The following is a 24,807-nucleotide window of genomic DNA, read 5'->3' as shown; positions in this document are numbered from 1 at the left end:
TGCGTCTAGTCCCAGCCATTCGGCTGGAACGTGGGATTTTCAAATCCGCCTTGATCAAAGTCAAGGCATTCGGCTGCCGGATATGCTAGCGGATCGGCAAAGGATGCTCCCATCCCTTCCGTCCCAGCGGATCGCTAGGTTTTCCCCAAATCTCTGAATGCACCCCGAGCGGGCAGAGAGGAACGCCATGTCGATCTCGCGATCTCCGGGCCCAATGACCCTTGGCCTCGTTCTTGTCCTGACCGGCCCAGTTCCGGCCTTTGCCCAGGACCAGCCGTTGGTGCTGGACACCATCACCCTGACCGCAACCGCACTGCCCACCGAATTGCTGAAAAGCCCAGCCTCGATCACCGTGATCGACCACGAGAAGATCACGGCCAGCACCCCGGTCTCGGTGGCCGGGCTACTGCGCGACGTGCCCGGCGTCCAGATCTCCGAAGAAGGGATCGAGCGCATCTCGATCCGCGGCGAAAGCTCGCGTCGGGTCGCTATCCTGATCGACGGGCAGAAGCTGACCGATCACACGAACTACGGCCAGCCGGTGCTGATCGACCCCACCTCGATCGATCGGATCGAGATCGTGCGCGGCTCGTCCTCGGTGGTCTCGGGCAGCCAGGCCATCGGCGGCGTGATCAATATCATCACCAAGCGCGGCGCCGCCAAGCCGCTGGAGGTGACGACCGGCGCGGGCTGGATCTCGGCCACCGAGGGCTATCGGGCCTCGGCCAGTGCGGCGGGCACGGTCGCGGCTGGCGCGGGTGAGCTGGACTACCGGCTAACTGTGGGCCGCATAGACCAAGGCGACCGCCGGACGCCCGAAGGCGTGCTGGAGCAGTCCGACACGCAAGACCGGACCATCTCGGCCCATGTCGGCTATCGTCTCGGCGACCATTACTTCGGACTGAAGGCGCTGAACCATGATCTGGCGGCAAATGTGCATACGGGCGATCCGCTATTCGCCATCGAACTTCCCAAACGCGACCTGCGAAAACTCGGCCTGTTCTACGAAGGCACGGATCTGGCTCCTTGGCTGACCCGGCTGACTTTCGATCTTTACGGACAGACGGTCGACCGCGTGTTCCGCAACGAGGTAACGCAGTTCCCTGGTCCCATGCGCCTGAACGTCCTGTCGGATTCCCGCGACGAGCAGCTGACCTGGGGGGCGAACCTGCGCGCCGAGATGCAGTTCTCGACCAACAGCCGCACCGTCGTCGGCATCGAATACGAAGACGACCGGCTGAAGGCCGACAAGGTGACGGTCACCACGGTCAGCGGGCCGATGCTGCCCTTTCCCAGCGTCACCACGCGACTACGCTATGACGATGCCGCCATCCGCACCGTCTCGGTCTTCGGCCAGCACGAGGTCGACCTATCCAGGGATATGACGCTGACCCTGGGCGGGCGCTGGTACGATGTGAAAGCGACCCATGATGTCTCGCGAGAGAATGGCACCGATCTGCCACGCAGTTCCAACGACGACAGCCTTGCGCTGTTCTCGGCCGGGCTTGTCTGGTCGCCGGACGACGGCTTCGCGCTACGCGCCAATGTCTCGCAGGGCTACATCCATCCCTCCCTGAGCCAGTTGTTCCTGTCCACGACTGCGGGCGGCGCAGGCACGCTGATCGGAAACCCCGACCTGAAGCCCGAGCGCGCCACGACCTACGAACTGGGAGCGCGCTATGACCGGAACGCGCTGCTACTGGATGCCACGCTGTTCTACAGCGACGCCACCGATTACATCGCTTCGGTGGTGATCGACCCGAGCGATCCGCGAAATCCGGTCAGCCAGTATCGCAACATCGACGCCGCACGAACCTGGGGGATCGAGTTGCATGCCGAGCGCCGCTTTGAGGCGGCCGGCCTGACGCCCTATATCACCGCCAGCGCGATGCAGCGCGAATTCACCTATGCCAACGGCTACCAGACCCGCGATAGCGGCACGCCGGCACTGGCCGGGCGCATGGGGCTGCGCAAGGACTGGTCCCTGGGCAAGGTCGCCGGGATCTTCGACCTGTTCCTGCGCGGTGAAAGCAGGGTCGAAATGCGCGCCGATACGGGCGAAGTGGTGGATGGTACCGGCGGATTCGCGACGCTGAACCTGCACACCTCGGCCGATCTTGCTGACGGCCTTGCGCTGACCGTCGAACTGAACAACCTCACCAACCGCTCGTATCGAGCCTATGGGCAGATGGAGGGCGCCGAGCGCTCGTTCAACCTGTTCCTGACCAGAACCTTCTAGGGGCAAGCCATGCTGGAAACCGCGCTGCTGATGCTGACGCTTACCGCCGACGGCGATCTGCGGGTCACGCTGTCGCCCGCTGCGGACGCGGCCGAATGCGAAATCGACCGCGAAACGGTGGTAGGCATCCTTACCGATGCCGGGCAGCCGCCACTGGTCGCGCTTTGCGGGCAGACGGCTCTGCGCCTGACACCTTTCGTCCACGGCGCTGGACCGGCCGAAGAAACCCACCGCTACCGGGTCGAACTGCCCTCGGCCGGCGGATACGCCATCACGCCCCTCGCCGAGGGAGAGGCTTGCACGACGAAGGAGCATGCGGAGCCGGCGATCTATTGCACGCGTTCGGCGCAGGCGGTCCTGCCGGATGGCTAGGCCCGCCCTCGTCGCGGCGCCGACGCATCGGCGCGAAAAGCCTCCAGCCGCGCCTGGAAGTGCTCCACCAACAGCGGAAAGAGCGACGCTTGAAGACCTCTTTGCTGCGGAAAGCCCGCAACCGCTGGCCGACGCCTTTCCCGGAAAGCGCGCCGTCCATCCCTTCATCGGCATGGATCCGGTGCCCGAAGGAACTGTTCCTAGACACTGGGACGAAATTTACAGGAGCCCGCGAAGGAACCGTGGCGTCGCCTATATTCATGTTCCCTTCTGCGAGAACCACTGCCTGTTTTGCGGCTTCTACCAGAACCCGTGGTCCGCAAGCGTAGGGCCGCCCTATGTGGATGCGGTGATCGCACAGCTCGAGTCCTTCGCACGAAGCCCAGCACATGACGGCCCGCCGCTGCAGGCGGTCTATCTCGGCGGCGGTACGCCGACGGCGCTTGCCTCGCCCGACCTTGCGCGACTTGTCATGGCCATTCGCCGCTGTCTGCCGCTGGTACCCGATTGCGAGATCACCCTGGAGGGCCGCGTCCAGTCCTTCGACTGCGACAAGGCACTTGCCGCCTTCGATGCCGGCGTCAACCGCATCTCTGTCGGAGTCCAGAGCTTTTCGGAACGCATTCGCCGCCCCCTGGGACGGCGCGCGGGGACCGCGGGCGTCATTTCCTTGCTCGAGAGCCTCGTCGGCCTGGATCGCGGGGCCGTCGTCGTCGACCTGATCTATGGTCTGCCGCAGCAGAGCCCCGAGGACGTGGCCGGGGATGTCCGGCTTTGCGCACAACTGGGGCTTGACGGCCTGGATCTCTACTCGCTGAGTCTGATTGCGGGCACGCCCCTGCTGAGCGCGATCGAGAAGGGAAAGCTGCATCCGGCGGCCGGCTCCAGCCTGGGGACGTATTTCGCCGCCGGCGAGGAGGCAGCGATGGCCGAGGGCTGGTCCGCCATCTCGACCACCCACTGGCAGGGTAGCCTACGCGAGCGCAACGTCTACAACCTCGCGGTCAAGACAGGGGCCGATTGCCTGCCCTTCGGCGCCGGGGCGGGGGGCTTCCTGGGTGGGTTCAACTATCGCATCACGGCAGACCTGCGCGATTTTGCCGTCCGCGCAGGATCCGGCACCTGCCTGACCGCAGCCATGATGCGCGCCACTCCCGCCGCCCCGATCCACAATGCGCTGAAATCCGGTATGGAGCGGGGACGCCTCGACACAGTCGCCGTAGACGCCGCGCTGGCAAGGGTCTGCGGATCGGAAGCCGCCAGCTTCTCGACCCATGCCACCCCCCTGCTGGCGCAATGGAGCCGCGCTGGTCTTCTGGAACCCTACCATCGCTTCCACCGCCTGACCCGGGCCGGCCGTTTCTGGCAAGTAGCCATGACCGGGCGGCTCATCACTTGGCTGCGCCAGCATCCTGACCTTGGAGACCGACATGGCAGACCTGACAGTTGACCCCATTCGCGCCGCGTTGGCCGAAACGCCCCATGCTGCACTGGAGGATATCGCCCGCAAGGCTGCCACAACACCGTTGGCCGTTCTGGACGCCCTGCCCGAAGGCGAGGTTGTCTCTCTGCCGGGCACCACACTGCCCGAGGTGCTGGAGGATATAGCCCGCTGGGGTGAGATCACCCTGATCGTCCACACCCCAACTGTGATCCTGGAAGTAAAGGCCCCGCTCGGTCACAGTGAAATCGGCAAAGGTATGCTTAACCTTCATGGTAAGCCGATCGGGGGACATATCAAATATGAAGCCTGCGTTCGTTTGGCTTTCGTGCGTCGAAAGCTATTCGGCATCGAAACACGTTCCGTACAATTCTACGCCAAGGACGGCCTCTGTATGTTTAAGATCTATTTGGGTCGCGACGAGGGCCGACAATTGAAGGCAGAGCAGATCAGCGCCTTCGACGCGCTTGAAGCGCGCCTCATATCTGCTTGAACCCGTGACGGCGAAGGCTCTCGTAAGTTTTGGGACTGTCACGCTTTAATCGGCTCGCCTATCTGCGTGTCAACTCACTGACCAGAGTTCCGCGAGCTGATGTCAAGCGCAAGGAGAAGTCAAATGAAGAAGTATATAAATAATGGCCATTTGAGACCGACCCGATTGCACAGGCGAGTAATCCACCTAAAATTGCCTCAATTAAACGCATCCCCCGCAAAGGGCGCCACTATTGTTTTGCGACGAATGCCCGTTATATAAACAGCACTACACTCAAAAATCCGGGAAACAAAACTCGCACTAGAAGAGAGGTCAGTCTCGATAAAATTTGATCTTCAACAGCTCAATAATTGATCCGGCCCAATGCTGTCAGTATCTTAATATAAACATATCCAACGGCGAGCCGGCGGAGTTTTTAATTATGGCCAACCGATATAAAAAATGGACCGACGACCAGCGAAAAAATCGGATAGTGGAATTGCGCCACCTCCGCTATGTTATCGCAGCGGTGGAGCATGGCAGCTGAGAACGGCGGTGGGAAATTGGTCCACGGAAGCGGCGGCCTGATGCTGCTGCGGGCGGCGTAAAAGTCGTCCACCTATTCCCTTTCTGCGGCGGCAGGGAGGGCGTGAGGATTTACAGCGTGGACCTATATCTGAGAGTTCGCCAGGCTTGCGCGGAAGGCATGAGCCAGCGGGAAGCGGCGCGGGTGTTCAACATCTCGCGTGACACGGTTGCGAAGATGATGACCTTCTCGGTGCCACCGGGCTACCGACGGACGGCCGAGGTCAGGCGGCCAAAGCTTGATCCGTTCATCCCGATCATCGAGGGCTGGCTGGAGGCGGACCGTTCGATGCCGCGCAAGCAGCGGCATACGGCCAAGCGGGTGTTCGACCGGCTTCGCGATGAGTGTGGCTTTACCGGCGGCTATACGATCATCAAGGACTACATTCGGGAGCGGGAACGGCGGGGCCAGGAGGTATTTGTGCCGCTGTCGCATCCGCCGGGCCATGCTCAGGCCGACTTCGGCGAGGCGCAGGTCCGGATCGGGGGCGTCGAGCAGAAGGCCCACTTCTTCGTGCTGGACCTGCCGCACAGCGATGCGTGCTATGTGCGGGCCTACCCTGCGGCGGTGGCCGAGGCCTGGGTTGACGGCCACATCCATGCCTTTGCGTTCTTCGGCGCGGTTCCCCAGTCTGTGCTCTACGACAACGACCGCTGCCTGGTGGCGAAGATCCTGCCCGACGGCACCCGCAAGCGGGCGGAGCTGTTCAGCGGCTTCCTGTCGCATTACCTGATCCGGGATCGCTATGGCCGCCCGGGCAAGGGAAACGACAAGGGTAATGTCGAGGGTCTGGTGGGCTATTCGCGGCGCAACTTCATGGTGCCGATGCCGGAGTTCGCGAGCTGGGAAGCGTTCAACCTCTGGCTGGAGGAGCAATGCCGCAAGCGACAGCGTGCTGTCTTGCGCGGTGAAAGCGAGACGATCGGGGAAAGATTGCAGCGTGACCTTGCCGCGATGCGCCCGCTCCCTGCGGCTCCCTTCGATGCCTGCGATCAGGAGACCGGCCGCGTCTCGTCGCAATCGCTCGTGCGCTACAAGACCAACGACTACTCGGTGCCCGTCGCCTACGGCCATCAGGATGTCTGGATCCGGGCCTATATGCATGAAGTGGTGATCGGTAGTCGTGGCGAGGTGATCGCCCGCCATCCCCGGTGCTGGGAACGCGATGAGATCGTCTTCGACCCGATCCATTACCTTCCGCTGATCGAGCAGAAGATCAATGCGCTCGACCAGGCAGCACCGTTGCAGGGCTGGGACCTACCAGAGGAGTTCGCCACGTTGCGCCGGCTGATGGAGGCGCGGATGAACCGCCATGGCCGACGCGAATATGTCCAGGTTCTGCGGCTTCTGGAGACTTTCGATCTCGCCGATCTGCGGGCTGCCGTGACGCAGGCCCTCCGGATGGGGGCGATCAGCTTTGATGCAGTGAAGCATCTTCTGCTTTGCCGGGTGGAGCGCCGACCACCGCGCCTGGACCTCGACTGCTATCCCTACCTGCCGAAGGCCACAGTCGAGAAGACCAGGGCCGTATCTTACATGCGGCTACTCTCGGTCGGTGCGGAGGGCGCGGTATGAATGATGCGCCGGAAATCCTGCTCGCCCATCACCTCAAGGCGCTGAAGCTGCCCACCTTCCTGCGCGAGCATCAGAAACTGGCCCGCCAATGCGCGACGGAAGGGCTGGACCATGTTAGATACCTAGCCCGGCTGGTCGAACTTGAACTGATCGATCGAGAACGGCGGATGGTGGACCGTCGCATCAAGGCCGCGAAGTTCCCGGCCGTCAAAAGCCTCGACAGCTTCGACTTTGCGGCTATCCCGAAGCTGAACAAGATGCAGGTGCTGGAACTGGCCCGGTGCGAATGGATCGAACGGCGCGAGAATGTCATTGCCCTCGGCCCGTCCGGCACCGGCAAGACCCATGTCGCCCTCGGCATCGGGCTGGCTGCCTGTCAGAAGGGCCTGTCCGTTGGCTTTACCACCGCTGCGGCGCTGGTCAGCGAGATGATGGAGGCCCGCGATGAACGCCGCCTGCTGCGCTTCCAGAAGCAGATGGCCGGATACAAGCTGCTCATCATCGACGAACTTGGCTTCGTGCCGTTGTCGAAGACCGGCGCCGAATTGCTGTTCGAGCTGATCTCGCAGCGCTATGAGCGCGGATCGACCCTGATCACCAGCAATCTGCCCTTCGATGAATGGACCGAAACCTTCGGTTCCGAGCGCCTGACCGGCGCGCTGCTCGACCGACTGACCCACCACGTCAGCATCCTCGAGATGAACGGCGAAAGCTATCGCCTCGCCAACAGCACAGCCCGCAAGCGGCGTTGATCTCGATCCAGACATCTCACGACGATTGGCCCTGACGGGCCAGTGCGCCATGGCACACGCCAGCTATGTGGAAAGCGCGCGTGCCATGGCGCACACCCTCACCAACTGGCCTGGTTTTGCTCCGCCGCCATGGCCGACTTTTGCGCCGCCGTTGACAGCAGAGGGCGTTCGGTCCGATTACGGCTTCCTCAAGTAGATAGTGAAGCGCTGGGTATACTGCCGCATCGGTAGCCGGCATATCGAGCATGGCGCCAAGACCTTCTAGAAGTCCGAGCCTTCCGTGCGACCGTTCACCAAAAGGCCAGCGCTCTCGTTCGGGTAGCTGGGGGTTCTGCTCGTAGAACCACTGGCCGAAGAAGAAATCGTGCACTGTATCGCGCAGGTACCGCTCGAAGCTGCGATGGTAATCCTCCCCGAAAGTAAGGGGCTGCATAAGTAGAATTTTCTCGGCAAGATGAACGAGGAGATTCTGAATGAAGACAAGCAGATACACTGAAGCGCAGATCCTTTCGATCCTGCGTCAGGCCGAAGGCGGGATGCCGGTGGCCGAGCTGTGCCGCGAGCATGGCATGAGCAGCGCGTCGTTTTACAAGTGGCGGGCGAAGTATGGGGGCATGGACGCGTCCCTGATCAGCCAGATGAAGGCTATGGAAGAGGAGAACCGGCGGCTGAAGCGGATGTACGCTGATCTCAGCATGCAGGCCGATTTGCTGAAGGAGGCTCTCGGAAAAAAATGACGCGGCCATCTCAACGCCGCGAGATGGCCGAGAAAGCGGTGGCGCGACACGGGGTCAGCATTGCGCTGGCTTGCCGGGCCTTCGGGGTGAGCGAGACCTGTTATCGCTACAGCCCGAAGCTGAAGGACGAGAACGAGGAGATCGCCGATCTGCTGGTCGGGCTGACGGACGCCCGCAAGACCTGGGGGTTTGGCCTGTGTTTCCTGCATTTGCGCAACGTGAAGGGGCATCCATGGAACCACAAACGTGTCTATCGCATCTATTGCGCGCTGGAACTGAACCTGCGGATCAAGCCCCGCAAACGGCTGAAGCGTGAGAAGCCCGAGGCTCTGGCCGTGCCGGATGCGCCGAACCTGACCTGGTCCATGGACTTCATGGCCGATCGTCTGGGGGATGGCCGCCAGTTCCGGCTGTTGAACGTGCTGGACGACTTCAACCGGGAGGGCTTGGGCATCGAGGTCGACTTTTCACTGCCAGCGGAAAGGGTCATCAGAAGCCTCGACAGGATCATTGAATGGCGCGGCAAACCCGGCACCATTCGGGTCGACAATGGCCCGGAATACATCAGCGGCAAGCTGATGGAATGGGCCGAAAAGCGGAAGATCACCATCCAGCACATCCAACCCGGACAGCCCCAGCAGAACGCCTATATCGAGCGCTACAACCGCACCGTACGGCATGAATGGCTCGATCAATACATCATCGAAACCATCGAGGAGGCTCAGGACTTCGCCACGCAATGGCTCTGGACTTACAACAACGACCGCCCGAACATGGGCATCGGCGGCATCACACCCGCACAGAAACTGAAGATGGCCGCGTGAATTCTACGGATGCACCCCGCTAAAAATGGGGGGATTACCCGATCACCCGTTCCAAGCCACTCTGTCCACACCCCTACGCAGCACAAGCCCTCAGTGTTGGGGTAGGCGAGCATCTTCATTCATGCTAGGTTCTAGGCGCAACAGTTCCGATTTATGAGCGGTCGCCGCGCCCTCCCCATACGAGTTCGGGTAGCCGGTGCAGCGACGCTTACCGGTCATTTGCCCGCTCAGTGAGCTGGACGATCGCATTGAAGCGCCCGTGTTTCTGGTCGAGCTGCGCATTCTGTACGTCGAAGCCCATCGCGATAATCGCGTTCTTGAGGGCTTCTACGGTACGGTCATAGCGTGCGACAACGATATGCTTTTCGTCGCCTTGACGAGCGATGTCGGTGACGGCTACCGTCGGAGGCTGCAATCCCCCACTCTTCGAAAGGAACTCCGCAAGTAGCGTGCATATCTGTTCGTCGCCCAGAGCTCCGAAGTTGAAGTCCGTCAGGACCCGTGGTTCCCTGTAATCGCGGCGCAGATAGAAATGCGGATCATCTCGAAAGCTGCCTTGGATCGAGAACTCGTCCTGGCGCAGGCCCAAGCCGCTTGGTTGGTAAGTCCATGCGAAACCGGTCATGTTTGTTCCCCGTTCCTGGGAGGTGCCGCAGGGATCGCATTCGGTCGCTTTAGCGGGTCAGTATTCATCAGCGCCTCGTTGTCCGACCACGGCCCGATTACTTTGCTCAACCAGACAATGTCGAATTGATCTAGCGGCCATTCAACCTGGTCGCGATTCTCGAAGATAAGCTCCCACAACACTGCTACAAAACGCCGTGCAAGGCGATCAGTCATGCGATCTCGATCAACGTCAGAGAAATATGGGGCTTGCATAACTTTGCGGTACTTGAAGCTTTTCGTGATTGTAAGAAGGGTTGTCGGAATGTCGAAAAAATACTCGACTTCAGGTCTGCTTCGAAGTTTCTGACCAAGAACTATTCTCTTGAACCAGTTTGGCGTGGTGGGCTTATTTGCGTGGGATACCCCAAGTTGCCGTCCAAGGGAGTTCGAAGTCAGATCGGTTCGCCCTTTCCCGAGTTCGCTGCTTGCTGCCCGACGAACATCCGAATCAGGAAGTTCGAAAGTGTCGGGTATCAAAATACGCAGTCGATAAAGTGAATATTCTTCAGGAAGCTCGCAGGTAAGGACGGGACCGAGGAAGTTGCGATAATACCCTTCCGCAAGGCCCCTGACGAACTCAGCATCGATCGGGGCAACACCTCGATAATAGTTTGATAGGATCGTCTCACCTATTGCCGGCGATCCTGAAAGAACCGCGCCGAGTTGCTTGTTGAAGCCCGTGCTCTGACCGCTGCTCAGTTCTTCAACCGTGACGCGCGGTATGAGGCTGAGTTTGAAATAGTGCTCGATTTTGTCCTGCTCGGTCTCATCAAGCTGTCCGATGGACGGTTCGTCAAAGCGCAGATACGCACAAGGCAAGCCGAGGGTGTGGGCGAAGGCGACTTCATAAATGACGTTCGGGTTGAAGCCGGTCAGATCGGCCACCAGAAGGTCGCAGCTGTCGATCTGCCCAAAAATCCAGTCGTTGAAGTCGTCCGAGCGAGTGTTGTCGGTTGGGACGGTCACCGACAGTTTGATTTCGTCCGCATCAGCCCGCTCGTTGACAACGCGCTTGATGTACTCGCGGATGAGGTTGTAACGTGCTTCATCGTGTGGCCCGACGACAAAGAGCTTAAGTGTTCGGATCATTGGCCAGTGCCTCGATAGATTCGTTCGGGTAGTCAGCCGTCCCGATCACGACGGCCGCGACCAGCGCGACCGACAGCATACCCCCGTACAGCAGCATAATAATCGGTGAAAACGCGGCATCGCGTAGGGGTACACAGTCCGGCGGCGGCGACATCGCAAAACTAATCTGCTCGTCACCCGTCTCGCGGACCGTATCGTACAGTTCCCGAAAGCGTTTCTCCTGCCGAAGATAGAAGACATCGATCGCTGCGAAGACGGCGATCGCAAGTACAGCTGGAAATACGAGCCGCGCCTCCGAGCGCTCGATGGCGATCGCCAACAGCGCGCTCGTGACCGTGACGCACCATCCGCGCGCGACGAAGGAGTTCTGGGCCATACGGCCGATGGCTTGGGTAATGAACTCGAGATGCTTAATACGTTCGCCGGCCACCAGCTACCCCCTTTGCTTTGCTGCGCAATAATCAATAGCCATTAGAAACGAACCTCCATACATTTCGCAGCGTCGGCCCGCTTCGCCCCATCGCAGCGTCTGCCATGTCGCACCGCCGTCAGCCGGCTTTCCGCCCGTATCGTCAGAAAATGCAACCACCGCACCGTTGACCACATCGCGCTACACCACTGGCTTCGGCTGGTGCAGGCGCCGTCGTACATTGGCACGGAACGTGTTGCGCAGATCCTTGTTGATGAGATTGAGATCGAACCATTCTGGGTCGAAATGCCCACCCGCCCAGCGGAGGTTCGCCTTGTGATCATCGTGTTCGGGATCGCGGATCGCTTCCAGGAAATCGCCATATGACCACGGACCGCCGACGTCTTCTGGTGGCCGGGCACGAGCGCCTTCGAGGGATTCGGCATGGCAGGGCACCGGATCGAGCGACAGCCATTCCTCGATCCTGATGACATGGTGCCAGTCGTCACCGAAGTCGTAGAGATAGGTGAAGGCGGCATCTCGCCCGACAAAATCCGCCAGCCGGACCTCGGTGTAGTCGAAGACTCTCGGCCCGCCATATCCGTCATCGAGCAAGTCGAGGTCGCCATAGCGCAACCCGCCGATGCGGAACTCATGCAGATGGCTGTCGGTCCAGCTGAAGGCAGCCTGGAGAACAAGGTGCAGTTTATCCAGCGTCCACTCGGCCGGAACGACGAGCCGCCGCCAGATCGGCGGCTCGATTTCCGCAAGTGACACGTGCAGGCGAACGGCGTTGTAAAGCTGGGACAAACCGCACTTCTCCGATCAGATCGCGAAGTCCTCAAGGGTTTTCCCGGCGACGAGTGCATCTGCGATCCATGCCGGTTTGCGGCCTCGACCCGACCAGGTGATCTCCGGGTTTTCCGGGTGGCGGTATTTGGCGACAGACTCGGACCGTTTCCGCGCCGGGGCAAAGCCCACCAGATCGGTCAGAGGGAAGCCAAGTTCATTGGCGAGCGCGTTCACTTTTGCAAATGCCTCGGCCTTCTGGCGGTCCTCGAAGCTGGAAATCGCTTTGGCGACGTTCTTTTCCAGCTGCTTCAATTCGGCAAGCGACAAGGCGGTCAGATCGATATCGGTCATCGGTATCCCCCGTTGTTATGCCACAGGTTTAATGCAGACTGGCTATCGGGGCAATTGCAGGCATCAGACGTGGTGCAGACCGGCAGGGCCGGATAGACCCCGCCCCATGAGCAGAAGACAACCTCCTCGCCGATACCGGACATCGCGGAACCGGGCCAGAACAGGCGGCTCCGCCCGGACCAACTGGGTTTCACCGGGCAGGGTCTTCGGCGCGATGGCAGCCGCGTTGAGCCTCGGGTTCTTCGTCATCGAACGCTTTCCCGAATATCTCGGGCACTTGCCCGGCCTTACCGCGATGGAAACCGTCGAGGGGCCGGTGACGCATATCCGCGATGGCGACACGATCGAGGTGGCTGGCATACCGATCCGCTTCGGCTCGCTCGATTGCGTCGAGCGCAACACCCGTGAGGGGCAGACCGCCACGGCCCGGACGCGCGAACTGGTTTCCAACCAGACCCTCACCCTGACCTGCGCCCTGAACGGCCCCAGCAGCCACGACCGGCATATCGGAAGCTGCCGGCTGCCGGACGGTCAGGATCTCGCCCCGGTCATGATCCGGGAGCGCTATTGCGGCAGGTTCTGGTAACCTGTCCGTGCTCGTAGCGCAGAAGGCATCGCCGGATCGGCTGCGCGGATGCAAATCCCGGCAACAGGCCGAGCGTGAACCCATCACCTTCTGCGGTCTTGCCCAGGTCCAGGTTCCAGCCACATTGAAGGAGCACCGCACCGGGCTGGCCGGAATGTAGCTCGCCAGAGGCGGGACAGCCTGCCGGGCGCAGAATGTCGTCCTGCTTATGGTTCTGCCTGCTGCCATGCTGCAGGTGATGCCGGGCTGGTCAGTATGATCACCTCTTCTTCTCCATGCCGGTTATCTGTCCGGCGGCTACATCGCCGGTCCGGGTTGCCGGGGACTGATCGCAGGGACCGGGTTATGCCTCTGGTGCAACCGGCGGGGGCCGGAAATCATGTTTCACGGAGGCTGGCGGGTTCCAATCACCGCATAGCCAAGCCCGGCCAGCAGCCCCCCGCCCAGGCCCTGAACGATCCGTCCGGCGATCAGGATCTCCATCGTCGGGCTGATGGCATTGCCGGCAGCGCCAAGCGCGAAGGTGACGAAGGCAATCAGATAGGCGCTGGCCGGCCCCCTGCTGTCAAGCAACCGGCTGACAAACAGCGAGGCCACGATGGCCGCGATGACGAAGCCGGTGGTGACCCAGGCATAATAGGCCTGCCCGCCGATATCCGCGACGATCAAGGGCATCAGCGCCGCGGTGAAGTAAAGGTTCATCGCATAAAGCAGGATGCCGCTGGCCATGACGGTGACGATGGCCAGATGCCGGCCGGACAGCAGATCGGACCAGCCGTCACGCGGATCATCAGGCATGCTTGCAGAACCGGCCACATCGGCCGGGTGGAAATTCGGGCTCATGAAGGGGACTCCGGGGTAAGGTTCAGGCCGTGGCGGGCCTGTGGGTCAGCGAAATGGCAAACACGACGAGCGCGACCGCCAGCACCACGGCGGGTGCTGCGGAATGGCCGTAATCGCCGTGGATCAGGGTCGTCAGCAGCGCCGCCGCCATCACCGCCGCTCCAAGCCCCGCGCCATAGGGGCGGGTCGCGGTGCGCGCGAGCAGGATGGCCGCAACCAGTTCGCAAAGTGCGGTCACATAGTGAAACCAGCCCGGATAGCCCCAGGCGGCATAGGCGGCCTCGTTTTCGGGCGAGAGAAACAGATTTCCCCAGGCCCCAAACAGGAAGAACGCGGCCAGCAGCAGCGCCAGCCCCTGTGTCAGCAGATGGATCGGTTTGTCCATGATACCTCGCGGAAAGATGGCCGCTGCCCCCCTGCTTTGTGCTGGACCGGGCGGTGGCGGCACAATAGATAGAGGCATCACTCTATCATCTTGGCCGGGCGGTCAAGAGATAAATAGAGCGTCCGCACTATTAAACCGGAGGCGCCTTATGGCACGCAAGATCGACCCCGAACAGCACAAGGGAAAACGGCAGGAGATCCTCGCCGCCGCGCATCGCTGTTTCCTGCGCCATGGGCTTCAGGGCGCCTCGATCTCGATGATCTGCAAGGAGGCGGGGATAAGCCCCGGTCACCTTTACCATTATTTCCCCAGCAAGGAGGCGATCATCGAGCAGATGGCCGACGATTACCTTGCCGCGCTGCACGGTCATTTCGGCGGCCATAGCCAGGAAACGCCGACCGCGACCGTGCTGCTGTCAGAGCTTTGGAGCATGTCGGGCTGGGACGACCTGTCCCATTGCCGCATCCTGTTCGAACTTCTGGCCGAGGCAGGGCGCAACCCGCGCATCCATACCATTCTGAAGGACAATACCGACGGTATCGGCGATCTGCTGACCGCCGCTCTGGCCGCCGGTCAGGCGCGTGGCGAGGTCGACCCAAGCCTCGATCCCCGCCATACCAGCGCGGTTCTGGTCGCGGTGCTGGACGCGGCTCCCATGCTGCCCTTGATGACTGATGGGCTTGACTTCGGGGAAAGCCGCAAGCTGATCACCACCATGGTCAGCCGTTTCCTGAGGCCGCAATCATGACACCGGACATGCCGACCATGGCCGCCGCCCCGACCCTGCTGGCCCTGGGTCTCTATACGATCGTGACCTCGGTCACGCCGGGGCCGAACAATATGATGGTGCTGGCCTCGGGGGTGAATTTCGGCATCCGCCGGACGCTGCCGCATATTGCCGGGATCAGCCTCGGCTTCGGGGCGATGGTCGCCATCATGGGGCTGGGGCTTGGCACGGTGTTCGAACGCTGGCCGGAGCTGAATACCGTCCTGCGCTGGATCGGCGGGGCTTATCTTCTGTATCTCGCGTGGAAAATTGCCCGCGCCGGCGCCCCGGATGCACCCGAAGGGACAACTGCCCGGCCGCTTGGCTTTCTTGGCGCGGCGGCCTTTCAATGGGTCAATCCCAAAGCCTGGGTGATGGCACTTGGCGCGGTCGCAACCTATCTGCCGCCGCACCCTTCATGGGCCGCGGTGACCGGCGTGGCGGTGCTGATGGCCGCAATCAACGCGCCCTGCGTCGGCATCTGGGCAGGCTTCGGCACCGGCCTGCGCCGGTTCCTGACCGACCCCAGACGGCTGCGCGCCTTCAACCTCATCATGGCCACCCTGCTCGTGGCATCCCTATGGCCGGTCTTCATGACATAAGCGGGCAGGAGATGGCTTGACATAAGGAGCAATGCCCCATGAACGGCCCAAGATTTCCATGACCTCACCCTCCAGCCGCAACGGCTCTTCGCCATTGCCGCCGGAATGATTGCGCGAAACTGATGAACCTCCGCATGGCCGGATTGTCGTTCTGCGGCGACCAGACCGCAGACATCGGCACGATATCTTCCGGAGCGGTCAGGGGGCGCATAACGAGGGCGGGACAGACCATATGGGTCCAGCCTTCCGACACCAGGGTAATCCCCTCGCCCATCGCCACCAGATGCATCAGCGTCTCCAGCAGCACCGGCCGGAAGCCGATATCCGGATAGGTGCTGTAATCGGCGATCCGGCGGATGATGTAATCGTGAACTTCCGGACCGGGCTCCTGCGAGGGCACAATGAACCGTTCGCCTTTCAGCTGCGGCCAGTCAAGCTCGGGCTCGCGGGCCAGCGGATGGGCAGCAGGGATCGCCACATGTACCCGCTCCTGCCAGAGTTCCAGCAGGTCGCAGTCCTCGATGGCGCCGTTGCCGGTGAAAAAGGCGATATCGAGATCGCGCGCCCGGATGGCGCGCAGATGTTCGCGGCGACCACCATCGCGGATCTGCAGCTGTACGCCGTCGAATTCCTGCCGGTAGCGCGCAATCAGGTCGCGCAGAAAACCTCCGGCGAGCGTGGTCAGGATGCCGATGCGAACGACGCCCTCCTCGACCCGGCCGGCGGAGCCGGCATGATGAATGGCGTTCTCGATCTGGAAGATCGCCGGCAGGATATCGTCGAGAAAGCGCGACCCGGCATCGGTCAGGCGCACGCCCATGGTCGTGCGCTCGAACAGGGAAACCCCGATGCTGTCCTCCAGATCCCGGATGCTGCGGCTGACGGTGGAGACCTTGATATCGAGGGCCAGCGCCACCTCGCTGAAGCTGAGCAGCTCCGCGGCGGCCAGGACATAACGGACCGCCCGGAGATCAAAGGGCAGACCGGTTTCCGGCCATTGAACCGGGCGCTCCCATGACGGGGGATTGTTGACACGAGATTTCAACCTGCCTTGATATTCCTGCTCCATCGGTTCCCCCCCCTTTGAAGAGGCCGTCTGCTATCTCCACAATCAGCCGTTGGACTGGCCAGCGCGCCGGGCCGATCTCCAACGACCTGCGCCGCTGATTTCACCCACCGAAAACACCAGTGCATCAGGAAGGCCTGACCGTCATCAGACACCACACGCCAAGAGCGCATGCGTCCTCTGCTCCAGAGCCGGCATCAGCACGATAAGGGTCGCCTCCGCCATGATGCTTGAGCATCAGGTCGGTCTTTTAATCCAGCTCGTCGAGTCCGATTCCCATAAACGAAAGCTAGCGCACTGAAATTGCTACTGGATTTGATCCGCAAGTCAGCGTGACACTTGTGCCGGACAATCTGAAGGCGGTGCATAGGTCTAACTTAGCAGGAAATATGCGAGCATCCCTCCGATTGTCGCCAGTCCGGGGTCACGGCGAATAATCATAACTGCCGCCACAACTGCAAAGGATATGGCAGTGGGCGTTATCGATTCTTCTCGCACCGAAGACTGAACTGCAGGCAGGATAACCACGACGGCCATAGCAGCGAGCAAACACGGGCCTAGGGAATTCAGCCACGCTGGACGCCGGACGTCATTTTCTTTCCTGCGTCCAGCAAAAAACAATGGTGCGATGCGGGTTGCGCCCGTGCAAACCCCGATTGCCATGATGGCGACCCACAATTCCATAATCATTGGGAACGCACCGGAAAAAGGGCCGCAACAGCGCCAGCCGGGATCGCCAACTGCGGGTGGCCGAAGCTGACGAAGCCAATGGCAATGGCACTTGCCATCATCATTCGGACCAGGGTGCTGCGACTTGCCATTGACCAAACAAGCGCAAGAAACAGGGCAGGAAGAGCAAAGTTCAGGGCACCTTGGACCTTCGGCGAGGCAGCCTCAAGCGCGTCGCCAACGGCACTCCCCACTCCTGTGCCGATCACCCAGACTACAAGTGCGGTCAGTGCCAGACCAATAAGCCAGTTAACCGCCAGTTTTCGGGATGAATCGCGATCCGTGCCGACTGCAGTAGCAAATACTTCATCTGTCAGTCCATAGCCGAACAGGAACCTGACGGCTGATCCCTCTGGTACGCGGTCCGCCAGCACAATTCCGTAGAGAATGTGCCTGAAGCTGGCAATTGCACATAAGAAGGCGACTAGAACAAGCGGGGTCCCTGCTACCAGAGAACTCAGCAGAAGCGCTTGATTCGCTCCTGAGAACATCACCAAAGACCACAATGCACTCTCTACGGGCGCAAATCCCAGCTGGGATGACGCGGCGCCCAGTGTGAATGCCACCGGCACATAGGCAGCTGCTATCGGCAACGCCGCACCAACGCCATTGAGAAAAGAGGAAATCGAAGACATTAGCGGGCCTCGAATACGAAAAGATGCGTCCCACCATCCAGATGTCCGTCGCCATCGGTGGCATATATTCTCTGGTGGTGTGCCAGATCCAGACCGCAGGCATTTGCCAGCGCGATGAAACGGCCGGGATGGGTTTTCTGCTCGACCTCGTAATCCAGTCCGGCAATCAGGGCCTGCAACTCAAGCAGATGGAAACGTGAAAATACAGCGAGCGGGGTCGAGGGGACCACAGGCCGCTTCAACTCGCTGACCTCCTCATAGACGTCACGGGTCAGGCGCATTGCTGCATCGTGATTACCCTTGTGGGCGAAAGCTGACGCAAGCGGAAGAACCGTCGCTAGCCGCTCGGCCGTGCGTACATCGGCGGAATCGGCATCGCTTGGCAGGCTGACCAGCGTATCCAGCACGTACCAAAGGTGATGCCTGAGTAATCGGCACTGACGCTGCTCGAGCGTGTTGTAAGGCGCAATCATTTCATCGGCAACGATTAAACGTGCGCCTGATTTCAATTGATCTCGGATAGCACACAGAAACGCGGCCGTATCGAGGTGATGCGATGCTCCGATGGAAACCGCGCAATCGAACGGCTTTTCCGGCTCACCTAACTCCGTGACGGAGCCGTGAATTATCTCAACATTGCCATTCCCAGAAAATCGCCTCGACAAGTGGCCGAACGCAACGTCGCTCGGATCGACGGCCACGGCACGAATATCAGGCCGCAATTCCAGCAACATAGCTAACGGCAGTCCGGGGCCTGTCCCTATGTCAAGTATCCGAGGTCCGGCCTGCTCTGTTTCGGCTGGCAGCTGGGCCGCAACCGCCAGCGTTTGCCGTGCATAGGCAGGGTGGACCAGTTCATAGCTTTCATATGCATCTACATCGATACGGGCTTCAAAAAGCCTTTGAGACGCATCTGCCCTGACAGTCTTTTCATGTAACGAACTGCCAACCCCGTAAGGTACGGTTGCGCGACCGGCACGAGTGCATAGTTCGGCCAGCAATGAGGTCTCAACGATCGGTCCCGGCTGTAGCGACAGCTTGCTCCACTCCTCGACCCGGGAAGCGGAGGCAGGTTCCAGCGCGCTTTCTGCATAACCCCAGCATCTCCTTGCAAGATTACTCGAAAAAGTGGGCGGACACGCGCCGAGATGCGACATTTGGGCAGGCCGGTAGAGCGACACAACGGAAGGGCCAAGTTCGCAGGTCACAAACCGTCGGATTACCGGTGATGGAAAAAGCCCTTCGACGACTTTAGCAAGCTCGCGATGCGCTCGCTTTGCCTCGGGAACCGGCGGTCCGAACGTGGTCACGTTGACTTCAAGGCCGTTCTGCACCTCGATTGCGGCGCGCGCGAGCAGGGCTGAAACCGCATCCCATTCTCCCGCATTTCCGGGCCATGCCAGATCGCGATCAGGGCCAGATGCGTAGCTCGGCTCCGGATAGACTACCGTGACGATAGCCCTCGACGGGCTCTCGCCTCCGGCATACAGATGGGGCGTGTCGGCTGCGAACGAAATTGACTGACCCGACCTCAGAAGGCTGGGAGCTTCGCTGGGACCTGCCCGCATTTCTCCTGCCAGCACGACGATGTGCTCGCGAACATCCCTGGGATGAGCTTTCGCATAACGAGCCCCACCTGGAGGAAGCTCCATCAGGAAGACTTCCACCATCTTGGGGGAGGTTTGCCGTTCGAGCAGACGAACTCTGATTCCGTCTTCATCGGAAACAATTGTGTCGGTGGAGTCATCAAGCAACGTGCTGAAATTAACCCCCAGTGCATCAGCGAGATTCCAGAGGGTTTGCACACGTGGGTTACCATTACCCTGTTCGAGCGCTGAAATTGCTGCGCGGCTGACCAGACTGAGTTCGGCCAGGCCATCAAGGGTCAGACCCCGTTTGCGACGAAGTTGTGAAAGCTTGCTTCCGAGCGCACTCGATAAGGAAGGATTAAACGTCATTGCCTCGCGACCTTGCGACCATCATCACTTTTCCATTATAGCGGAAAATCTTCTATGATGGAACCCCAGCAATCTCGTCTGGTCGGACGTTTTCTCTGGCCGCGACCACGAGCACAGAAAACTCTTACGACCCCGCGCCTCCGCCCCTTCACGGACAGGTGATGCAGAATATCCCTATGGCGTGACTGCCGGGGGATATCCCCGGATATGGACAGGCTGTCCGGTATCTGTAGGGCACCTCGATTTTTCACCGCTTCCCGCTGATCGAGGCCTGCCTCGCTGCCTGAAACCTGCCGAGAACGGCTTGTCAGGATGTTCGGGGGCGTGATCAGCCGCCGTTCCGCCCGGTCACGGCGTGCTTCGGCCCTCTCGGCCTGACGTCCACGCCCGGATCACGCCGGGCAGGGGTTCAGACTGCGCAGCTGGACGAGGCGACGCATGTTGTAGGCGAGGTTCTTCATCCCGATCTTGGCCTTCGCCCTCATCAAGCCAATGGTGCGCACCAGCGTGCCGCCCATGTCGTTGGTCTGCGCGCCGAAGACATGCTCGACCCGGGCACGCACGGTGGATTTCGTCCGGTTGCTGGCCATGCCTTGTTCGGTCAGTGGCTTGCCCCGCTTGCCCTTGCGGTGGACGTGGCTCTTCAGCCTGGATGCGCGGAGCCTCGCCTCCATCTCTGCGGACCGATACGCCGGATCAGCCCAGACCCCTGCGCCGGTGTTGCCCTTCATCAGCAGATGATCCACTGCCTGGCTGTCATGCAGGGCCGCATCGCTGACATGGTAACGCCGCACCAGCTTGTGCTGGCGGTCCACGTTGACATGGTTCTTGTAGCCGTAGTGGGATTTCCCGTGCTTCTTGGTCCAGCGGGCATCCACGTCCTTCTGCGATCGCTTGGCCGGCTTGTCGGACCAGCCCTCGGGCTGCCGAGGTCGCGCAAGGGCGGCAAGGGTCCGTTTCAGCAGATCCGCGGCAGTTGTTCGCCCACGAGGCGGTCGACGATGCGGCACCCGCCGAAGGAGGTCACCATCTGCACACGGGCCGTATGGGCGCCCCCCTCGGATGCGGCGACGGCGCGGCCGATGATTGCGGCGCCCTGCCCTTCGGGGCGGGAACGCATCGCAGTCAGCGCGGCCTCAGCCTCGGCCTCGGGCACGAACAGGACCAGGGTTCCCTCATTGGCAAGATAGAGCGGATCAAGGCCAAGAATTTCGCAGACCCCGCGCACCTCGGGGCGCAAGGGCAGCGCCTCTTCCCTGATCTCGATGCCGCACCCTGCCGCCAGCGCCATTTCATTCAGCGCCGCGGCAAGCCCCCCGCGGGTCGCATCGCGAGCGGCGCGGGTGCCGGGGGCGACGGCCAGCACCGCCTCCATCAGATGCCCAAGCCCCTGACAGTCCGAGACCAGATCCGTCGACAGCGCCAGATCGCCGCGCGCCGCCAGAATGGCCGCGCCATGATCGCCCAGCACGCCATTGACCAGCACGACATCGCCCGGCCTGATCCGCGCCGCAGCCAGATCGCGCCCCGCCGGGATCACGCCGACGCCCGAGGTGGTGACGAACAGCCCGTCCGCCGATCCGCGCCCGACGACCTTGGTGTCGCCGGTCACGATCCGCACCCCGGCCAGCGCCGCCTCACGCGCCATCGAGGCGACCACGCGCTGCAACAGCGCGATCTCGCAGCCTTCCTCGATAATGAACGCCGCCGACAGCCACAGCGGTCGTGCCCCGCCGACGGCCAGATCGTTCACCGTGCCGCAGACCGCCAGCTTGCCGATATCGCCGCCGGGAAATTCCAGCGGCGTGACCACGAAGCTGTCGGTGGTCAAGGCCAGCCGCGCGCCGGGTTCACACAGCGCATCCGCCGTCAGCCGCGCCTGATCTTCGCCCGAACCGGGGCCGAAGGCGGGAAAAAAGACGGTCTCGATCAGATCGGCCATCGCCTTGCCGCCACCGCCATGCGACAGGGTCACATGGCTGTCGCGCAGCACTCCGAAAGCAATTGCGTTCATGGTCTGGCCCGCCCCCTATTCCGCCGCGACCCGCGCGCCGCCATATTGCCAATAGGCCGCGCAAGCCCCTTCCGAGCTGACCATCAGCGCCCCCAGCGGCATGTCCGGCGTGCAGCCCTTGCCGAAATGCGGGCAGGCCGTCGGTTTGAGCCGCCCCGTCATGACCGCGCCACAGGCGCAGCCCTCGGGTTCCGGCGCCGGGTTGCGCGCCACCGCATAGCCGATGCCGAATTTTTCCTCGGCGTCGAAGGCTGCGTATTTCGGGCGGATGCGCAATCCGCTGGCGTCTATCTCACCCAGACCGCGCCATTCAAAGCTGGGGCGCCGTTCATAAACATCGGCAATGGCGGCCAGACTGACCGGATTGCCCTCCTCGGGGACCACGCGGGCATATTGGTTTTCGACCTCGGCGCGCCCCTCGGCGATCTGGTCCAGCACCATCAGCACCGATTGCAGAAGATCGGTCGGCTCGAACCCTGCGACGACAAGCGGTTTCTGGAAGTCCCGGGCAATGAAATCATAGGGATGCACGCCGATGACCATCGAGACATGACCCGGCCCGATGAACCCGTCCAGCACCATATGCGGATCCTTCAGCAGGGCGTGGATGGGTTCGGGCACGGTGATATGGTTGCAGAAGACGCTGAAATTGCCCAACCCCTCCCGCGCGGCCTGCTGGATGGCCAGCGCGGTCGAAGGGGTCGTCGTCTCGAAGCCCAGACCAAAGAACACCACGTCGCGTTCGGGGTATTTCCGGGCCAGAGCCAGGGCATCCAGCGGCGAATAGACCATGCGGACATCCGCCCCCGCCGCCCGCGCCTGCAACAGCGATTGCGACCGGCCCGGCACCCGCATCGCATCGCCAAAGGTGGTGAAGATGACGCCCGGACGCCTGGCAATCTGGATGGATTCGTCGATCCGCGCACGCGGCAGAACGCAAACCGGACAGCCGGGGCCGTGGATGAATTCCACGCCTTCATGCACCAGCTTGTCCAGACCATAGCGAAAGATCGAATGGGTGTGGCCGCCGCAGATCTCCATGATATGCACCGGCTTTTCGCGGCTGGCGCCGATCTGCTCGGCGCGGCGGGCAATCGCGGCCAGCAGCGCGCGCGCCGCCTTGGGATCGCGGAATTCCGAAGCGAATTTCATCGTGCCATCTCCCGGTCGGCTTCGGCCATCTGTTCAAGCGCCTCTTGCGCCTCGCCCAGTTCATGCAGCGCGGCCAGCGTGCGCGCCGCCTCGTCCTCGTCGATCAGGCTCATGGCGAAACCGACATGGATCAGCACCCAGCGGCCGATCAGCCCCTCGGGCGGCCCCTCGGCCACGCAGGCGATATTGACCTCGCGGCGCACGCCCGAGACCTCGGCCATGGCCATCATCCGCGCGGGATCGGTCATGGCGATGATGCGACCGGGAATTCCCAGACACATGGCTATTCCTCCTCTTCCGGGGTGGCCTGACGCTCGGCCGGGTCCTTGACGCCATAGCGGTCCAGCTTGGCGCGCAGGCCCACCCGCGACACACCCAGCTCGGCCGCCGCGCGGCTTTTGTTCCAGCGATGGCGGGTCAGCGTCTCGCGCAGGATACGCATTTCGATCAGTTCGACCCGCTCTTTCAGGCTGCCGACGCCGGCAAGCACCGCCTGGGTCAGACGGCCGGCGCCATCCTCACCCGGCGGACCCTGCAGGATCGGGCGAGAGATCAGATCGGCGCCCAGAACGCTGTCTTGCGCAAGGATCAGCATCCGGGTGATCTCGTTCGACAATTCGCGCAGATTGCCGGGCCAGTCGTAACTTTCCAGAAATTCCAGCGCGGGCCCGTCAAAACCATGCACCAGCTTGCCATGACGGGCCGCCAGCTCGGCCAGCATGTGCTGGGCCAGCATGGCGATATCGCCGCGCCGAGCGCGCAGGGGCGGCACCGCAATTTCGGCCACCGCCAGAGCGTAATAGAGGTCGGCGCGAAAACGCCCTTCGGTGACCAGAGCCGCCAAATCCGTGCCGGCGCCGGCGATCAGGCGCAGATTGCTGGTCAGCGTCTCTTGCCCGCCGACCGGCGTGAAGCCGCGCCCGGACAGGATGCGCAAAAGCACAAGCTGCAATTCGGGCGTGATGGTCTCGATCCCCGACAGATACAGCGTCCCGCGATCCGCCTTTTGAATCAGGCCGATCCGGCTGGTTCCCCCGGCCACCGCCCCGCGCCGCGCGCCCAGCAGCTCGACCATGACCAGCTCATCGGGCATTCCGGTCAGATCCAGCGCGTAAAAGGGCCGGTCCGCCCTCAGCGAGGCCAGATGCGTCGCCTGCGCAAGCTGCTCCTTGCCGGTGCCCTGCTCGCCCGTCAGCAGCACCGGCACATCGAAGGCCGCATAATGCCGCGCCGCATCAACCGTGGCGTTCATGGGCGAGTTGGGCGCACGCAGCACGCTGTCGAAGCCCTGCCCCTGACGCAACGCCCGCCGGCGCTTTTCCAGCCGGGTTTCGGAGGTCGAGGCAAGCCGGCGCATCTCCAGCGCCAGACGTTCATTCTCGCGCGCAAGATGGAAAAGCTGCGCCGCATTGCGCACCGCCATCAGCAACTGGTCGGGATGCCAGGGCTTGGCGATGAACTGATGGATGCCGGCAAGATTGATCGCATCGACGATGGCCGAGGGATCGGTATAGCCGGTTATCAGAAGCCGCACCGTTTCCGGCCAGCGCTCGCGCAGCCCGGTCAGGAACTCCACCCCGGTCTGGCCGGGCATCCGCTGGTCGCAGACCACTACCTGCACCCATTCCTCTTCCATCAGCCGGGCGGCGGCGGCGGCATCCGGGGCGGTCAGGATTTCAAACTCATCCTCAAGCGCCATGCGCATCGCCGAAAGCGAATGCGGCTCGTCATCCACCAGCAGGACAAAGGGGCGCGGCGTGGGCATG

Annotated in this window: 25 protein-coding genes and 1 pseudogene; 10 read left to right on the top strand and 16 right to left on the bottom strand. The window is 61.9% G+C overall.

Translation table 11 applies throughout. From position 1 onward, the window contains the following. Window positions 1–187 precede the first annotated feature (187 nt). The 7 genes from E3U25_RS24845 to E3U25_RS24815 all read left to right on the top strand — a co-directional run bounded on the left by E3U25_RS24845 (window position 188) and on the right by E3U25_RS24815 (window position 8,998). Window positions 188–2,239, top strand: a complete 2,052-nt coding sequence (locus E3U25_RS24845) for a TonB-dependent receptor (RefSeq protein ID WP_166435568.1) — start codon at window positions 188–190, stop codon at window positions 2,237–2,239. Window positions 2,240–2,248: 9 nt separating this feature from the next. Continuing rightward, the gene (locus tag E3U25_RS24840) at window positions 2,249–2,611 is read left to right on the top strand and encodes a hypothetical protein (protein ID WP_072462925.1); all 363 of its coding nucleotides are present in this window, start codon (window positions 2,249–2,251) and stop codon (window positions 2,609–2,611) included. Further along, window positions 2,604–4,061, top strand: a complete 1,458-nt coding sequence (gene hutW / locus E3U25_RS24835) for a heme anaerobic degradation radical SAM methyltransferase ChuW/HutW (protein ID WP_208861625.1) — start codon at window positions 2,604–2,606, stop codon at window positions 4,059–4,061. Before E3U25_RS24840 ends, hutW begins: the two co-directional genes overlap by 8 nt. Next, on the top strand, window positions 4,042–4,545 hold the full coding sequence (gene hutX / locus E3U25_RS24830; RefSeq protein ID WP_116222485.1) for a heme utilization cystosolic carrier protein HutX: 504 nt from the start codon (window positions 4,042–4,044) through the stop codon (window positions 4,543–4,545). Before hutW ends, hutX begins: the two co-directional genes overlap by 20 nt. A 643-nt stretch (window positions 4,546–5,188) precedes the next feature. After that, entirely contained in the window at window positions 5,189–6,685 is a 1,497-nt protein-coding gene (gene istA / locus E3U25_RS24825; protein ID WP_116222484.1) for an IS21 family transposase, read from the top strand. Beyond that, a complete protein-coding gene (istB, locus tag E3U25_RS24820) occupies window positions 6,682–7,437 on the top strand; it encodes an IS21-like element ISPve1 family helper ATPase IstB (RefSeq protein ID WP_116222483.1) in 756 nt (251 codons plus the stop codon). The genes istA and istB overlap by 4 nt, the downstream gene beginning before the upstream one ends. A 473-nt stretch (window positions 7,438–7,910) precedes the next feature. Beyond that, window positions 7,911–8,998 (top strand): IS3-like element ISPbe1 family transposase gene (locus tag E3U25_RS24815; protein WP_076611590.1). Its coding sequence is split into 2 segments (ribosomal slippage): window positions 7,911–8,166 and window positions 8,166–8,998, totalling 1,089 coding nucleotides; the frame shifts between segments, so codons are not numbered across the junction. A 208-nt stretch (window positions 8,999–9,206) separates the two neighbouring features. On the opposite strand, the gene E3U25_RS24810 is transcribed toward E3U25_RS24815, so the two are convergent. The 5 genes from E3U25_RS24810 to E3U25_RS24790 all read right to left on the bottom strand — a co-directional run bounded on the left by E3U25_RS24810 (window position 9,207) and on the right by E3U25_RS24790 (window position 12,305). Beyond that, window positions 9,207–9,623: a hypothetical protein gene (locus E3U25_RS24810; RefSeq protein ID WP_072464409.1), complete on the bottom strand. Its 417-nt coding sequence runs from the start codon at window positions 9,621–9,623 to the stop codon at window positions 9,207–9,209. Beyond that, complete coding sequence (locus tag E3U25_RS24805) at window positions 9,620–10,753, bottom strand: STING domain-containing protein (RefSeq protein ID WP_116222482.1); 1,134 nt, start codon at window positions 10,751–10,753, stop codon at window positions 9,620–9,622. Before E3U25_RS24805 ends, E3U25_RS24810 begins: the two co-directional genes overlap by 4 nt. After that, window positions 10,737–11,183, bottom strand: a complete 447-nt coding sequence (locus tag E3U25_RS24800; RefSeq protein WP_072464407.1) for a hypothetical protein — start codon at window positions 11,181–11,183, stop codon at window positions 10,737–10,739. The genes E3U25_RS24805 and E3U25_RS24800 overlap by 17 nt, the downstream gene beginning before the upstream one ends. A gap of 180 nt (window positions 11,184–11,363) precedes the next feature. Continuing rightward, window positions 11,364–11,972, bottom strand: a complete 609-nt coding sequence (locus tag E3U25_RS24795) for a plasmid pRiA4b ORF-3 family protein (protein ID WP_072464406.1) — start codon at window positions 11,970–11,972, stop codon at window positions 11,364–11,366. 15 nt (window positions 11,973–11,987) lie between these two features. Further along, entirely contained in the window at window positions 11,988–12,305 is a 318-nt protein-coding gene (locus E3U25_RS24790; RefSeq protein ID WP_072464405.1) for an H-NS histone family protein, read from the bottom strand. 214 nt (window positions 12,306–12,519) lie between these two features. On the opposite strand from E3U25_RS24790, the gene E3U25_RS24785 reads away from it, so the two are divergent. Continuing rightward, window positions 12,520–12,891 carry a thermonuclease family protein gene (locus tag E3U25_RS24785; RefSeq protein ID WP_139294174.1) on the top strand — a complete coding sequence of 124 codons (372 nt, stop codon included), beginning with the start codon at window positions 12,520–12,522 and terminating at the stop codon, window positions 12,889–12,891. A 384-nt stretch (window positions 12,892–13,275) separates the two neighbouring features. Here the strand turns inward: E3U25_RS24785 and E3U25_RS24780 are convergent, their stop codons facing one another. After that, window positions 13,276–13,734 (bottom strand): MFS transporter, encoded by a 459-nt coding sequence (locus tag E3U25_RS24780; protein WP_083539362.1) that lies wholly within the window; start codon window positions 13,732–13,734, stop codon window positions 13,276–13,278. A gap of 22 nt (window positions 13,735–13,756) precedes the next feature. Beyond that, window positions 13,757–14,119, bottom strand: coding sequence for a DoxX family protein (locus E3U25_RS24775; protein WP_072464404.1), 363 nt, complete (start codon window positions 14,117–14,119; stop codon window positions 13,757–13,759). A 148-nt stretch (window positions 14,120–14,267) separates the two neighbouring features. Here E3U25_RS24775 and E3U25_RS24770 point away from each other — a divergent pair, with 148 nt between their 5' ends. Together E3U25_RS24770 and E3U25_RS24765 are read left to right on the top strand one after the other, a co-directional pair. Continuing rightward, window positions 14,268–14,867 carry a TetR/AcrR family transcriptional regulator gene (locus E3U25_RS24770; RefSeq protein ID WP_072464403.1) on the top strand — a complete coding sequence of 200 codons (600 nt, stop codon included), beginning with the start codon at window positions 14,268–14,270 and terminating at the stop codon, window positions 14,865–14,867. Continuing rightward, entirely contained in the window at window positions 14,864–15,487 is a 624-nt protein-coding gene (locus E3U25_RS24765; RefSeq protein ID WP_244295263.1) for a LysE family translocator, read from the top strand. Before E3U25_RS24770 ends, E3U25_RS24765 begins: the two co-directional genes overlap by 4 nt. A 64-nt stretch (window positions 15,488–15,551) precedes the next feature. Here the strand turns inward: E3U25_RS24765 and E3U25_RS24760 are convergent, their stop codons facing one another. From E3U25_RS24760 to E3U25_RS24725, 9 genes and pseudogenes are all read right to left on the bottom strand, one after another. Beyond that, window positions 15,552–16,556, bottom strand: coding sequence for a LysR family transcriptional regulator (locus tag E3U25_RS24760; protein ID WP_116222481.1), 1,005 nt, complete (start codon window positions 16,554–16,556; stop codon window positions 15,552–15,554). A 369-nt stretch (window positions 16,557–16,925) separates the two neighbouring features. Continuing rightward, on the bottom strand, window positions 16,926–17,237 hold the full coding sequence (locus E3U25_RS25100; RefSeq protein ID WP_370362711.1) for an AzlD domain-containing protein: 312 nt from the start codon (window positions 17,235–17,237) through the stop codon (window positions 16,926–16,928). Window positions 17,238–17,239: 2 nt separating this feature from the next. Continuing rightward, window positions 17,240–17,917, bottom strand: a complete 678-nt coding sequence (locus E3U25_RS24755; RefSeq protein ID WP_072464424.1) for an AzlC family ABC transporter permease — start codon at window positions 17,915–17,917, stop codon at window positions 17,240–17,242. After that, on the bottom strand, window positions 17,917–19,875 hold the full coding sequence (locus E3U25_RS24750; RefSeq protein ID WP_072464423.1) for a methyltransferase domain-containing protein: 1,959 nt from the start codon (window positions 19,873–19,875) through the stop codon (window positions 17,917–17,919). The genes E3U25_RS24755 and E3U25_RS24750 overlap by 1 nt, the downstream gene beginning before the upstream one ends. A 392-nt stretch (window positions 19,876–20,267) precedes the next feature. After that, window positions 20,268–20,798, bottom strand: a pseudogene (locus tag E3U25_RS24745) (IS5 family transposase); the annotation flags it as partial. Window positions 20,799–20,833: 35 nt separating this feature from the next. Beyond that, on the bottom strand, window positions 20,834–21,889 hold the full coding sequence (gene hypE / locus E3U25_RS24740) for a hydrogenase expression/formation protein HypE (protein ID WP_072464232.1): 1,056 nt from the start codon (window positions 21,887–21,889) through the stop codon (window positions 20,834–20,836). Window positions 21,890–21,904: 15 nt separating this feature from the next. Beyond that, window positions 21,905–23,041: a hydrogenase formation protein HypD gene (gene hypD, locus E3U25_RS24735; protein ID WP_072464231.1), complete on the bottom strand. Its 1,137-nt coding sequence runs from the start codon at window positions 23,039–23,041 to the stop codon at window positions 21,905–21,907. Continuing rightward, entirely contained in the window at window positions 23,038–23,322 is a 285-nt protein-coding gene (hypC, locus tag E3U25_RS24730; protein WP_011749378.1) for a HypC/HybG/HupF family hydrogenase formation chaperone, read from the bottom strand. Before hypC ends, hypD begins: the two co-directional genes overlap by 4 nt. A gap of 2 nt (window positions 23,323–23,324) precedes the next feature. Then, the gene (locus E3U25_RS24725; RefSeq protein WP_072464230.1) at window positions 23,325–24,806 is read right to left on the bottom strand and encodes a sigma-54-dependent transcriptional regulator; all 1,482 of its coding nucleotides are present in this window, start codon (window positions 24,804–24,806) and stop codon (window positions 23,325–23,327) included. Between the last annotated feature and the right edge of the window lies 1 nt (window position 24,807).

Origin of the sequence: Paracoccus versutus (assembly GCF_029909795.1) — a bacterium.
GTDB classification, from domain to species: Bacteria; Pseudomonadota; Alphaproteobacteria; order Rhodobacterales; family Rhodobacteraceae; genus Paracoccus; species Paracoccus versutus.
This window is presented reverse-complemented; position numbering and strand designations above follow the sequence as displayed.